Raw genomic sequence first — 13,643 nt, 5'->3', positions numbered from 1 at the left:
ACAAAACGAGGGACGGGGCCGGATGTGTTCCGGGCCCGTCCCTCGTTGTGAGTAGCGTGTGCCGTCCGGGCCGGTCAGGCCTCGGCCGACACGATGTTGACCGTCTTGCGGCCACGCTTCGTGCCGAACTCCACCGAGCCCGCCGCCAGCGCGAACAAGGTGTCGTCGCCGCCACGGCCGACGTTCACGCCGGGGTGGAACTTCGTGCCGCGCTGCCGAACGAGGATCTCGCCCGACTTGACGACCTGACCGCCAAACCGCTTGACGCCGAGGTACTTCGGGTTGGAGTCACGGCCGTTCCGAGAGCTGGACGCGCCCTTCTTGTGTGCCATGGCTGGTCAGGTTCCTTACTTGTTGATGCCGGTGACCTCAAGGCGGGTCAGCTGCTGCCGGTGACCCTGCCGCTTGTGGTAGCCGGTCTTGTTCTTGAACTTGTGGATGCGGATCTTCGGGCCCTTGGTCTGCTCGACGACCTTGCCCGTGACCGAGACCTTCGCCAGCGCGTCGGCGCCCGTCGTGACCTTGCCGTCGTCGACCACCATCACGGCGGGAAGGGTGTGCTCGGTGCCCGGCTCGCCGTCGAGCTTCTCGACCTCGACGACATCGCCGACGGCGACCTTGTACTGCTTGCCGCCGGTCTTGACGACTGCATACGCCGACACGGAAGTCTCCTGATTACTCGACTACTTGGTTTGGGGCTGCGACGACCCGCCGTGGGCGCGGGCCGCCTTACAGGGTACTGAGTCGGTTCCCGGCGCGGCGCACCGGGGTCGTTCCCACCACCGGGTTCCGCGCCGGTCCGCTCAGTGGCCCGCCACGCCGTTGTCCTGTGCCGACACGGGCGGACCCGCCGGCCTGCTGGCGGCCCGCCGGGGCCGCCGGGTCGCGGTCCGCGTCGCGGGCACCGGGGCAGCCGACTCGGCCGGCTCGGCCGACACCGCCGACGCAGCCGGAGCGGCCGGCTCGGCCGGAGCGGCGGGGGCAACCGGAGCGGCAGGAGTGGACTCCGCCGGAGCGGGCTCCGCCGCAGGAGCGGGCGGAGCGGGAGCGTCCTCCCGCTTCTCGGTGGGCGCGGCGTCGGCCCGCTTGCGCTGCTTGGCGGGTGGGGACGTCTCGCGGGTGACGCGCTGCCGTCCCCTCGACCGGGTAGGCGTGTCCTCGCTCGGCCGATCAGCCTCCGGCTCCGCGTCGGTGGCCTTGTTCGTCACCTTGGACGCGTTGGCCACGGCCTGCACGGCCGACACCGCCGACTCACGCTGCTCGGGCGTCGGCGCGGGCGCCTCGGCGGCCTTGGCCGCCTCCTGCTCCGCCGCCTTCGCCTTGTTCCGCGCACGCCGGGAGCCGCCCTGGCCGCCTTGGCCACCGCCCTGACCGCCGCCGCCGTGGCCATTGTGGCCACCGTGGCCGTTCTGGCCGTGACCGCGCTGCGGCTCGCTCGACACGAGCACGCCCCGGCCCTTGCAGTGTTCGCAGGTGGTGGAGAACGCCTCCAGCAGCCCCGTGCCGACCCGCTTACGGGTCATCTGCACCAGCCCCAGTGACGTCACCTCCGCGACCTGGTGGCGGGTCCGGTCGCGGCCGAGGCACTCGGTGAGCCTGCGCAGCACCAGCTCGCGGTTCGACTCCAGCACCATGTCGATGAAGTCGATCACGATGATGCCGCCGATGTCACGCAGGCGCAGCTGGCGCACGATCTCCTCGGCGGACTCCAGGTTGTTCCTGGTGACCGTCTCCTCCAGATTGCCGCCCGATCCGGTGAACTTGCCGGTGTTGACATCGATGACCGTCATGGCCTCGGTGCGGTCGATCACGAGGTACCCGCCCGAGGGCAGCCACACCTTGCGATCGAGTGCCTTCGTCATCTGCTCGTCGATGCGGTGGTCGGCGAAGACGTCACCCTGACCGACGTAGCGCTTCACGCGATCCACCAGGTCGGGCGCGACGTGCTCGACGTAGGAGTGGATCGTCTCCCAGGCGGTGGCGCCCTGGATCTCCAGCTTGCCGAAGTCCTCGGTGAACAGGTCGCGCACGACCTTCACCAGCAGGTCCGGCTCCTCGTACAGCAGGGCGGGAGCGCCCGACTTCTTGCTGCCGACCGAGTCGGCCTTCTCCTTGATGACGTCCCACTGGGCCTTCAGCCTGCGCACGTCCCGGTCGAGCTCGTCCTCGCTGACGCCCTCGGAGGCCGTGCGGATGATCACACCCGCGTCGGAGGGGACGATGCGCTTGAGGATGTCCTTGAGCCTGCGCCGCTCGTTCTCGGGCAGCTTCCGGGAGATGCCGGTCGCGCCGCCCGAGGGCACGTACACGAGAAATCGACCGGGCAGCGAGATCTGCGTGGTCAACCGCGCGCCCTTGTGACCGACCGGGTCCTTGGTCGCCTGGACCAGGACGTGGTCACCGGTGGACAGCGCCTGCTCGATCTTGCGCGCCTTGCCCTCCAGCCCGGCGGCGTCCCAGTCCACCTCACCGGCGTAGAGCACGGCGTTGCGACCACGGCCGATGTCGATGAACGCGGCCTCCATCGAGGGCAGCACGTTCTGCACCCGGCCGAGGTAGACGTTGCCGACGATCGAGCCGCTGCCCGCCGACGTGACGAAGTGCTCGACCAGCACGCCGTCCTCCAGCACGCCGATCTGGGTGGAATCGCCGCGCTCCGCGACCACCATCGTGCGATCGACCGACTCGCGGCGCGCCAGGAACTCGGACTCGGACAGGATCGGCGCACGGCGGCGGCCCGCCTCCCTGCCGTCCCGACGGCGCTGCCGCTTGGCCTCCAGCCGGGTCGACCCACGCACGCTGCGCACGCCGTCCTCGGCCTTGCCTGCCTTCTCGCCTGCCTTCTCGTCCGCCTGCTTGCCGTCCCGTACGTGCACCACGGTGTTGGGCGGGTCGTCCGACGACGACGTGCTGTCGGCCCCGTCCTCGTCACCGTTCTTGCGGCGACGGCGGCGACGGCGGCGCTTGCTGGCCGAATCGCTGTCACCGGAGCCGCCCTGCTCGGACGTGTCCTTCGCGGCCTGACCCTCCTGCTGCCCGCCCGAGTCGTCCTCACCCGGCGCGGCCTTCTCGTCGCTCTGGGTCGCGCTCTGGGTCGCCTCGGCCTGCTTGCCCTGCTGCTCGTCGGTGGCGGTGTCGTCCCCGCCCTTGCCCCGGCCGCGGCCACGACGCCCCCGGCGACGACGGCGGCGCCCGCCGTCGGACCCGTCATCGTCCTCGCCGCTCCGGTCCTGCCCGGCGTCGCCGTCGGCGGTGTTAGTGGTGGTGGTGGTGCCGACCTCCTGGTCGGGTGCGCCCGCGCCGTCCTCGTCCTTCGCGGCGGCGGGGCGCGCGGTCGGCTTTGTCACCGGATCCGGCGGCAGGAAGAGGGGGGACGGCGCCGCGAACACCGGCGCCGCGCCGGGCGACTCGGCCGGCTCGGCGGACCCGGCCTCCTGCGTCGGCTCAGGCTGGCGGTCGGCAGGCCGGGCGGGCCGCTCCGCGCGGGTGCGCGCCCGCTTCTTCTGACCCGGCGGTTGCTCCGACTTCTCGGGCTCCGGCTGTGACTCGGGCTCCGCGCCGGTGGCGGGCTCAGGCGTGGGATCCTGCGGTTGCCCGCCCTGCTCGGCGCCCGTCGCACCCAGGGTTTCCGCCACCCGGAGTGCCACCTCCCTCGCCACACCCGACTGCGGGCTGCGGGCCGTGTGACCGAGCTGGGCCAGCGTGGCCAGGACCTCCCTGCTGCTGGTGCCGAGCACCTTGGCGAGCTGGTGGACTCTGGTCTTGTCCGGCAGATCGGCCAGGGCACGAGCTGCGGGTGTGGCGGTAGTCCCGCCAGCGTTCTCGGCGGGTGTCTCCGCGTTCGACATACATCTCCTCCGCCCCCGGGCGCGTTCGGCACGCGGCCGCGCAGGGACCGTTCTCTGTTGTGTCCGCCCCGGTGGTGCTCACCGGGACGGGAATCCTTGCCTGTCATGCCACCGCAGCGACACAGCGCCGGTGTCCGGCACGCCGTCGGTGGCGGGTCCCGCGACGACACGCCGATCGAGTCCCGACGCCCTGCAAAGCGTCGCCACGTCGTCGAGCCGCCCGACACCGGGTGTGCGCGGCGGCGACGAGCGTGCGGGTTCTCCCAGCACATCGCCGGATCGCCCGGAGCAGCCTCGCCACCACGTCGGTGACCACGCCTGCCCGGCGACCGACACCCAGTATCCCACACCGGCGTCAGGTCCTCGTTCGCCTTCGGCAACGAACCCGCCCCGGGGGCCGCCCGCCATCCGGCAAACCGTCGCTGACCTGCTCGTACCCGGTGCCGCGGCGCTGCGATCACGCGACACGCGCACGGGCACGGCGGCCGGCCCGGTGAGACCTACGACACCCCCGCTACGGGAGGGACCGCTCGGGATCCCACACGAACCGGCAGGCCCGGCACTCGTTCATGCCGTTGAGGCGGTTGTCCGAGACCACGGTGGTCACCCGCCGCCGCCCGCACTGGGGACAACCGTCCTTGGGGTAGAGCCGCGGATGGCGGGCCTTGAAGGCACGGGAGGGCCGCCACGAGTCGAGTTTCACCACCAGGACGATGCCGCCGACGACGAGGACGACGAGAACGGACACGGCGATGATCGAGGCCAGCATCGACGCAGTATAGGGATCATGTCCGCGGCCCGGACGGTGTCACCGCACCAGCCCGGCGATGCGCCGTGCCACCCCGTACACGCCGAGCGAGGCCATCACCACCAGGTACGCCACATGGCCGACCATCGACCAGTCCAGCACCCCGACGGAGAAGCCGCGGGCCAGCTCGACCCCGTGGTAGAGCGGCAGGCACTGGACGGCGACCTGCAGTGGCTCCGGATACACCGACAGTGGGTAGAAGGTCGTCGAGAAGAAGAACAGCGGCATCACCGCGAGCTGCACGTAGTCGAACTGCGACGGCGTGCGTAGCAGGGTCGCGCACACCATGCCCACCGCGGCGAACGCGAACGCCACCAGAATCGCGACCGGGACGATGAGCACGGCCCACGGTGTGGTGACCAGTCCCATCACCCACATCACGCCGAAGAACGACACCGCGTACATGCCGCCCCGCAGCACGGCCCAGCCGATCTCGCCCAAAGCGATGTCGAGCGGGCCCAACGGTGTGCTGAGCGCGGTCTCGTAAGTCTTGTCGTAGCGGAACTTGAAGAAGACACCGAAGGTGGCGTCGAAGACCGCGCCGTTCATCGCCGAGGCCGCCAGCAGCGCCGGTGCGACGAACGCCACATAGCTCAGGGTCTGGCCACCGGGTCCCGTCACCTCGGGAACGAGCTGCCCGAACCCCACGCGGAACGCCAGCAGGTAGAACAGCGGCTCGAACACGCCGGAGACGAACACCAGCCACGCGCGCGAGTAGACCAGGGCGGAGCGTTCGACGAGGGCACTGGCCCGTCCCGCATAGAGCGACGGAGGCAGCACCCGCAGCAACACCCCGCTCCGGCGCCGGGCCGGGACGGTGCTCTGCCGGTGTGTCGCACTGTCGGTGATCGCCATCGCCTACCTCACCAGCCGTCGGTAGAAGAAGTGCCGGGCCAGCACACCGCCCACGACGAACAACGCCACCAGCACCGCCGCATGCCCGAGTGCGGGCAGCAGGTCGAGCCCACCGAGCGTCACGCCGCGCGCGAGTTCGTTGCCGTGCCACAGCGGGGAGATCCACGCGAGCCACCGCAGCGCGACCGGAATCTGCTCGACGGGAAAGAAGGTCCCGGCGAACAGCACCATGGGAATGACACCGAAGCGGAACAGCGCCGCCAGCCGCTGGTCGTCGTCCGTGGTGGCGGTGAACGCCGTGATCGGAGCCGCGCACGCCAGGCCGGTTCCGATCCCGACGACGGCCGCGGCCAGCACCCCGGCGCCCGTCCACGCTCCGAAGAACGCGGCGACCACCGCGTACACCACCGCCGCCAGCGTCACCCGCAGTCCCACCCAGATCAGGTGGCCGCCGACGACCTGGCCCGCCGTCACGGGCGTCGCGGTGATCGCGAGGTAGCTCTTCTCCCACTTGAACCCGGACAGCACCGGGTAGGTCGACTCACCCACCCCGAACTGCACAGCACCGGCCACCAGCAGTGCGGGTGCCACGTACTGCACGTAGGTCACGTCGTAGGGCAGCGCCGCCCGCTGCACCTGGGAACCGAAGCCGACCCCCATCGCCAGCAGGTACAGCAGCGGCTGCAGGCCGGACGAGTACAGATTGGAGGTCCAGTACCGGCGGTACCACGTCCACAGGCCCTCCACCCGCAGCCAGGCACCTCGCCACGCCCCGACCGCGTGGGCCTCGTCGCGCACCGGGTGCCGTGCCCGCTCGGGCGTTCGTGTGGTCGTCATTCGACCAGGCTCCTGCCGGTCAGCCTGAGGAACACGTCCTCGAGGGTGCTGCGCCGCACGAGACTGGACACCGGGCGGACGCCGCGTGCGTGCGCCTGCTCCAGCGCCGACTCACCGGAGTCGGCGTAGACGAGCACCCGGTCGGGCAGGACCTCGGTACGTTCACCGAGGTCGGCGACCGTGACGGCCGCTGCCTCCTGCTCCCCCGGAGGCAGCCGAAGCTCCAGTACCTCGCGGGTCGAGTGGCGTGCGATGAGGTCGGCGGGCGATCCCTCCGCGACGATCCGCCCGCTGTCGATCACCACGAGCCGGTCGCACAACTGCTCGGCCTCGTCCATGTAGTGAGTCGTGAGCAGCAGCGTGACGCCCTCGGACTTGAGCCGGAAGAGCTTGTCCCACAACAGATGCCGCGCCTGCGGATCGAGCCCCGTTGTGGGCTCGTCGAGCAGCAGCAACTCCGGGTCGTTCACGAGTGAGCGCGCGATGACCAGTCTGCGCTTCATACCGCCGGACAGCGACTCCACCTCGGCGTCGGCGCGGTCGGTCAACTGCGCGAAGTCGAGCAGCTCGGTGGCCTTCGCGCGCACGGTGGGCCGGGACAGCCCGAAGTACCGCCCGTAGACCTGGAGGTTCTGCCGCACGGTGAGTTCGAGATCGAGCAGATCCTGCTGTGGCACCACACCGAGCCTCGCCCTGATGCGCGGCCCGTCCCGCTCCGGGTCCATGCCGAGCACCGAGAGTTCCCCGCCCGAACGAGGCGACGTCGAGGCGATCATGCGCATGGTGGAGGACTTGCCCGCCCCGTTCGGCCCCAACAGGCCGAACGCCTCTCCCCTGCGGACCCGGAGATCGATCCCCCGTACCGCCTCGAACTCGCCGAAGCGCTTGAGCAGCCCCTGCGCCCGAACCAGCATCTCGTCGTCAGCCACGAGACAGACCCTGCCAGAGCCCCCTGACAGGAATAAACCGAATTGTGCGGCCACCGCCGGCCGGGGCCGCGGCTCGGCCCGGTCAGCGGTGGCCGGTGGGAGTCACAGGTCGGGGAACCACAGCTTCAGCTCGCGCTCGGCCGACTCCGGCGAGTCGGAACCGTGCACGAGGTTGTACTGGGTCTCCAGCGCGAAGTCACCGCGCAGCGTGCCGGGCGTGGCCTTCTCGACCGGATCGGTGCCGCCCGCGAGCTGCCGGAACGCGGCGATGGCGCGAGGGCCCTCCACCGCGATGGCCACGACCTTGCCCGAGGTGATGAAGTCCAGCAGGTCGCCGTAGAACGGCTTCTCCTTGTGCTCGGCGTAGTGCTCCTCGGCCACCGAACGCTCGACGGTGCGCAGGTCCATGGCGGCCAGCGTCAGGCCCTTGCGCTCGATGCGGGCGATGACCTCGCCGACGAGACCGCGCTCGACGCCGTCGGGCTTGACCAGGACCAGCGTGCGCTCACTCACGTTCGTTACTCCTTCGCTGATGACGTGTTCAGGAACCGGTCCGCGCTCGACGCGCGAGTGGTGGTCGGCGAACGGAGCCGGTGCAGGCAGCCTAACGACCTGTCCCGCGAGACGGGCATGCACCGGGTGCGGACACGGCTACACAGTCTGCGGACACGACCACACAGACTGCGGACACGGCTACACAGACTGCGGACACGGCTACCCGGGTTGTTGCTGGCTGGGGAGACGGCCTTCCGCCATGCGCCGCGCGACGTCGCGGCGCAGCCACATCAGCCAGCCCCACACGGCGAGGAACACGACGCCGATCACGGTCACCCACGGCAGGCTGACCACGAACGCGAGCATGGCCGCGTTGAGCGCCAGGATCACCCAGATCGACCACGGGAACCGCAGCAGACCACAGCACACCAGCAGGCCGACGGCGATGCCACCGACCGTCCAGCCCTGCACGCTGCTCAACCCGTCGCCGAGCTGTGCCACGACCGGAAGCGCGAGCCCGACCACGATCGCCTCGAGGACCAGCGTGCCGGCCTGCACCCCGCGAAAACCCTTCATCGGGTCCTTCGGCTGGCTCATGCGGGCTCCTTGCCGAACAACGTGCGAGCCTCGCCCGCGGTGACGACCGAACCGGTGACGAGGACACCGCCCCCGGAGATGGGTTCCTCGGGGTCGTCGGTCTGCTCCACGAGCGCGATCGCGTTCTCGACGGCCGCGTCGAGGCGGGGCTCCACGGTGACCCGTTCCTCGCCGAACACGCGCACCGCCAGCGCGGCCAGCTCGTCGACCGGCATCGCCCTCGGCGACGAGTTGCTGGTGACGACGACGTCCGAGACCACGGGTTCGAGCGCCGTCAGGATGCCCTCGGCGTCCTTGTCGGCCATGATCCCGACGACGGCCGCGAGCCTGCGGAAGGCGAACTCCTCGTCCACCGTGCTCGCGAGCGCGGCCGCCCCGTGCGGATTGTGGGCGGCGTCGAGCAGCACGGTCGGCGCGGCCTTCACGTGCTCGAGCCTGCCCGGGGTGGCGACCGTGGCGAACGCCTCGCGCACCACGTCCTCCACCAGCTTGCGATCCTTGCCCGCGCCGAAGAACGCCTCCACCGCGGCCAGCGCGAGCGCCGCGTTGGCTGCCTGGTGGGCACCGTGCAGCGGGAGGAAGATCTCGTCGTAGACACCGCCGAGCCCCTGCAGCTTCAGCAGCTGCCCGCCCACGGCGATGTCGCGACCCAGCACACCGAACTCGCTGCCCGCCCGCGCCACCATGGCGTCGACCTCGACGGTCCGTTCCAGCAGCACCCGCTCCGCGTCGGGCTGCTGCTCCGCCAGCACGGCCACCCCGCCGGACTTGATGATCCCGGCCTTCTCCCCCGCGATCGACCGGAGATCGTCGCCGAGGTAGTCGGTGTGGTCGAAGCCGACGGGTGTGATCACGGAGATCTGGGCGTCGGCGACGTTGGTGGCGTCCCACCGGCCACCCAGGCCCGTCTCCAGAACCGCGACCTCGACGGGGGCGTCGGCGAACGCGGCGAAGGCCATCGCCGTCAGCACCTCGAACTTGCTCAGCTTGGGCTCGTCCTCGCCGGAACCGCTGTCCACCATCGACACGAACGGCGCCACGTCGGCGAAGGTGTTGACGTAGGTCTCGGCGGGAATCGGGGCGCCGTCGATGCTGATGCGCTCGGTGACCAGTTGCAGGTGCGGGCTCGTGTACCGCCCGACGCGCAGTCCGAGCCCGGTGAGCAGCGCCTCGATCATGCGGGCCGTCGAGCTCTTGCCGTTGGTCCCGGCCACGTGGATTACCGGGTAGGCCCGCTGCGGGTCGCCGAGCAGGTTGGTGAGCGTCGTGATCCGCGTCAACGACGGTTCGATCCTCGTCTCGGGCCACCGGCGGTCGAGCTCGGCCTCCACGGCCAGCAGCTCGCGCCGGGCCCGCGCGTCGATCGCGGCCTCGTCGACCGGTTCGGCCTCGGACTCGTCGTCCGGCAACGGGCCCGCGATGAAGTTGTCCCCCTCCGAGAGCTCGGGGGGAAACTCCTGGTCGTCGGACGGCACGCACACTCCTCACTCTTGCGGTGACGCCGTCGAGTCTACGGCCCGGCCAAGTGGGTGACCTGCTGCCCTTCGCGGCCCAGAAACGGCACCGGCGCCGGGCGGCATGGCGTGCCACCCGGCGCCGGGCGTGCGGGGGCGGCCCGGCATCCGCCCCCGCGTCTCTCACCGGTCCGTCACGCGCGCCACTGTTCGATCACAGCGTCGGCGTCGCGGACCAGTACGGATTTCACCTCCTCGTCGGAGACCGACCGCTCGACGTCGTGGACGAACGACGTCAGCACCCAGCTCGCGGCATGCGAGCTGAACCGGTTGAGGCCCGAGGCCAGGTCGAGCCGCAGTGTCAGCCGCCGGGCGTCCCGTGCGTCGACGCGGTCCTCGTCGGCGAACCGCTCCACCAGGGCACGGATGTCGCCGAGCGAGGTCGTCACCGTGAACGTCACCGTGTGCTCGGTGGCGTTGCCCGCGGCGTCGGTGGCCGTGACCACCAGCTGGTGCTCTCCGAGGTCGAGAGTGTGCAGCGGCAGTTCGGCGCCGTTCTCCACGGCCTCGCCGTCGAGGGTGGCCTCCACCGACTCGACGCCCGAGCCCTCGTCGGTGGCCTCCCAGCCCAGGGTGAGGTCACCGGAGTCGCCGTAGGACCCGCCGTCCTCCACACCGGACACCGTGACGGACGGCGCCTCGCCGTCGACCTCGGCAGCCCCGTCACCGATGAAGGTGAGCGAGTCGAGATCGAACGGGCTCGTGCCGCCGCCGAAGACCGCGAACAGCTCCGTGGTGCCGCCCGGATCGGTGACCTCGACCGGAGCCAGGTCCTCGTAGTTGTCCCAGCCACCGGTGCTGGGCACGTCCACGGTGGCCACCAGCGGACCGTCGGGCGCACCGGCCCGCAGTTCCACGGTCCCACCGGCTCCGTCGGGGGCCGACGCGCGCAGCGAGACCTCGTCGATGCCGGTGAAGTTCACCGGGGTGAAGGCGATCCAGTCGCCGTCGTCGATGTCGCCGATCCGCTCGCCGTTCTCCGCTCCCTCCTGGCTGACCACACGGATACCGGACGACGAGGTGAAGTACTCGGCCTGCTTGTGCTTCGGCTGGAGCAGCACCGTGTCGCGACCGGTCAGCTCGGGCGCCCCCTCGCCGCCGTGGTCGGTGTAGCTGGCATCGATCGAGTAGAAGATGTTCGCGCCGGCGTGGCCGTCGTCCACGATCGTCTCGATCGTGCCCTCGCAGGCGTTGATCGGGTCGATCGGGTGGGCGTGCGAGTCGTGGCCCAGCGCGGGCTGGACGACGACCTCACCGCAGTCGATCTCCCCGTCCTCGGGGTCGGTGACGTCCACGGCGAACGGCACCCGGTCACCGAACTCGAAGAACCCACCGTCGGCAGGTGCGGTCACCGACACCGACGGTTCGGTGTTGCCGACGACGACGGTCACGTTGTTGACGCCCGTCTTGCCCGTGGCGTCGGTCACCGTGAGCTGGACGTCGTACTCACCGTTCTCGGTGAACGTGTGGGTCGGCTCGGGCTCCGTGGAGGTGTCGCCGTCACCGAAGTCCCAGGAGTAGGTCACGTCCGTGCCCTCGGGATCGTGCGTTCCCTCGCTGCGGAACGACACCTCCAGCGGGGCGGTACCCGAGGTCGGCGTGGCACCCACCTCGACGACCGGCCTGCGATTGCCCTGGTTGTACTCGATGCGGTAGAGCCCCGAGTCGGGGTTGTCCCTGCCGTAGCCGCCGCCCCACTCCAGCAGGTACATGGCACCGTCGGGACCGAACCGCATGTCCATCGGCGCCAGCGTCTCCTCGCTGGTCAGCCACGGGTCGAGGTTCAGGTACTCGCCCTGCTCGTCGAGCGTGACCGTGTAGAGCGAGTTGCGCGCCCACTCGTAGAAGAACGGCTTCCCGTCGTAGTACTCGGGGAACTTGACCTCGGATTCGAGGTCGGGGTCGTAGCGGTACACCGGCCCGCCCATCGGAGCCGCCCCACCCGTCTCCAGGATCGGGAACTCCGCCGACTCGCCGTAGCCGTACCAGACGTCGGCGGACTGCGAGGGCGGCAACTCGGTCAGCCCGGTGTTGTTCGGGGAGTCGTTGACCGGGTTGGCGCAGTCGAACTTCTCCCCCGAGGTCCCGGTGGCGAAGTCGTAGTCGTTGTACGCGATGTTGTCACCGATGCAGTAGGGCCAGCCGTAGTTGCCCGGCTCCTTCACGATGTTCCACTCCACCTTGCCGTCCGGCCCGCGCTCGGGGTCGGCCGTGCTGGAGTCGGGGCCGTAGTCGGCCATGTAGATCGTGCCGTCGGTGTCGACGGTGAACCGGAACGGGTTGCGGAAGCCCATCGCGTAGATCTCGGGCAGCGTGCTCTCGGTCCCCGGCTCGAACATGTTGCCGTCGGGGATCGTGTAGCCGCCCTCGTCCTGCGGGGTGATGCGCAGGATCTTGCCGCGCAGATCGTTGGTGTTGGCCGAGGTCTTCTGCGCGTCGAAGAGGTCGCGGCCGTCCCGCTCGTCGATCGGTGTGTAACCGCCCGACTCGAACGGGTTGGTGTCGTCTCCGACGCCGATGTAGAGGTCGCCGTCGGGGCCGAACGTCAGGTGCCCGCCCGTGTGTCCCGGCTCGGACCTGCGCGAGGCGGGGATGTCGATGACCTCCACCTCGCTGTCGAGCGAGATCGAGTCACCCTCCACGGTGAACCGCGACACCCGGTTGATCTCCTCGTCGCCGGGCGGCGAGTAGTAGAGGTAGACCCAGTTGTTCTCGGCGAAGCCGGGGTCGAGCGAGATCCCGACCAGGCCGTCCTCGCCACCGGAGTACACGGGAATGTCCAGCGCGGTGGAAGTGCTCTCGGTCTCCGGGTCGTACATCATGACCCTGCCGAGGATCTCGGTGTAGAACACGCGGCCGTCCGGCGCGATGTCGAGCGAAGTCGGTGCCTCGGTGTTGGTGTCGAGCCCGACCTTCTCGAACGCGCTGTCCACCGTGGCGGAGCAGTCGGCGTCGACGGTCCGGGCCGCGGTGCGCACCCCGCCGAGGATGTGCTCGATGAACAGTTCCTCGCTGTAGGCGGCGGTGTCGTGGCCCATCGCGGTGGCCCACACCCGGGACAGGCCCACGTCGCGGCACCACGAGATCGGGTGGTCGGCCCCCATCGCGTCGGGTCCGGGGTCGTAGGTGGACTCGTCGGCCGACACGAGCACGTGGACGTCGCCGCGCATGTCCTTGTCGAAGTTGTACCACTCCTCGGCGCGTTCCCACCGCGCTGGAAGATCCTCGGTGGAGGGGTGGTGGTGGTCGGTGACCTTCGCCGTGCCGTCCAGGACTCCGGGCGAGTGCGATGGCATGTGCGCGCCCGCGTTCACCAGGTCGTCCCAGTACGGGAAGTCGTTCTCGATGCCCATGTCGGTGGCGTTGTGGATCGCGGCGATGCCCCCGCCGTTCTCCACGTAGCTCTGCATGGCCGCACGCTGGGCGTCGTTCTCCCACACCATGCCCGAGGTCTGGAACATGATGACGACGTCGTAGTCCGCGAGGTCGTCGTCGTTGAAGACGGCCGAGTCCTCGGTGTGGTCGAAGGTGAAGTTGTTGTCGGCGGCCAGGTCCTCGAACATCGAGATCCCGGCCGGGATGGAGGCGTGCCGGTAGCCTTCGGTCTTGGTGAACAGCAGTGCGTGGAATTCGGCTTCCTGCGCCTGCCCGGTCGCCGGAAGCGCCGCGACGGCCAGCATCCCGCCCAGAGCGGTGGCGCCGAGGCGAGACAGCACTGTCTTGCGTCTACCCATGGAATCCTCACGTGTGAAGAGTGCGA

At 70.2% G+C, this 13,643-nt stretch carries 11 protein-coding genes; all 11 read right to left on the bottom strand.

All coding sequences use genetic code 11. The annotated features are described in order from the left end of the window. Nucleotides 1-74 precede the first annotated feature (74 nt). Nucleotides 75-332: a 50S ribosomal protein L27 gene (rpmA, locus tag FFT09_RS18190; protein ID WP_024875862.1), complete on the bottom strand. Its 258-nt coding sequence runs from the start codon at nucleotides 330-332 to the stop codon at nucleotides 75-77. Nucleotides 333-347: 15 nt separating this feature from the next. After that, complete coding sequence (rplU, locus tag FFT09_RS18185) at nucleotides 348-662, bottom strand: 50S ribosomal protein L21 (RefSeq protein WP_024875863.1); 315 nt, start codon at nucleotides 660-662, stop codon at nucleotides 348-350. Between the two features lie 141 nt (nucleotides 663-803). Then, nucleotides 804-3,848, bottom strand: a complete 3,045-nt coding sequence (locus FFT09_RS18180; RefSeq protein WP_138383428.1) for a translation initiation factor IF-2 N-terminal domain-containing protein — start codon at nucleotides 3,846-3,848, stop codon at nucleotides 804-806. 514 nt (nucleotides 3,849-4,362) lie between these two features. Then, nucleotides 4,363-4,617 carry a hypothetical protein gene (locus FFT09_RS18175; RefSeq protein WP_081194994.1) on the bottom strand — a complete coding sequence of 85 codons (255 nt, stop codon included), beginning with the start codon at nucleotides 4,615-4,617 and terminating at the stop codon, nucleotides 4,363-4,365. Nucleotides 4,618-4,656: 39 nt separating this feature from the next. Continuing rightward, entirely contained in the window at nucleotides 4,657-5,511 is an 855-nt protein-coding gene (locus FFT09_RS18170; protein ID WP_024875866.1) for an ABC transporter permease, read from the bottom strand. Between the two features lie 3 nt (nucleotides 5,512-5,514). After that, nucleotides 5,515-6,348, bottom strand: a complete 834-nt coding sequence (locus tag FFT09_RS18165; protein ID WP_081194992.1) for an ABC transporter permease — start codon at nucleotides 6,346-6,348, stop codon at nucleotides 5,515-5,517. After that, on the bottom strand, nucleotides 6,345-7,262 hold the full coding sequence (locus FFT09_RS18160) for an ABC transporter ATP-binding protein (protein WP_138383576.1): 918 nt from the start codon (nucleotides 7,260-7,262) through the stop codon (nucleotides 6,345-6,347). The genes FFT09_RS18165 and FFT09_RS18160 overlap by 4 nt, the downstream gene beginning before the upstream one ends. 117 nt (nucleotides 7,263-7,379) lie before the next feature. Further along, a complete protein-coding gene (gene ndk / locus FFT09_RS18155) occupies nucleotides 7,380-7,790 on the bottom strand; it encodes a nucleoside-diphosphate kinase (protein ID WP_024875869.1) in 411 nt (136 codons plus the stop codon). A gap of 201 nt (nucleotides 7,791-7,991) precedes the next feature. Next, on the bottom strand, nucleotides 7,992-8,369 hold the full coding sequence (locus FFT09_RS18150) for a DUF4233 domain-containing protein (RefSeq protein WP_024875870.1): 378 nt from the start codon (nucleotides 8,367-8,369) through the stop codon (nucleotides 7,992-7,994). Beyond that, nucleotides 8,366-9,844, bottom strand: a complete 1,479-nt coding sequence (folC, locus tag FFT09_RS18145; protein ID WP_138383427.1) for a bifunctional tetrahydrofolate synthase/dihydrofolate synthase — start codon at nucleotides 9,842-9,844, stop codon at nucleotides 8,366-8,368. Before folC ends, FFT09_RS18150 begins: the two co-directional genes overlap by 4 nt. 173 nt (nucleotides 9,845-10,017) lie before the next feature. Further along, a complete protein-coding gene (locus FFT09_RS18140) occupies nucleotides 10,018-13,617 on the bottom strand; it encodes a ThuA domain-containing protein (RefSeq protein ID WP_138383426.1) in 3,600 nt (1,199 codons plus the stop codon). Nucleotides 13,618-13,643 lie beyond the last annotated feature (26 nt).

It is taken from the genome of Saccharomonospora piscinae, assembly GCF_005862235.1.
Taxonomy (GTDB): Bacteria; Actinomycetota; Actinomycetes; order Mycobacteriales; family Pseudonocardiaceae; genus Saccharomonospora; species Saccharomonospora piscinae.
This window is presented reverse-complemented; position numbering and strand designations above follow the sequence as displayed.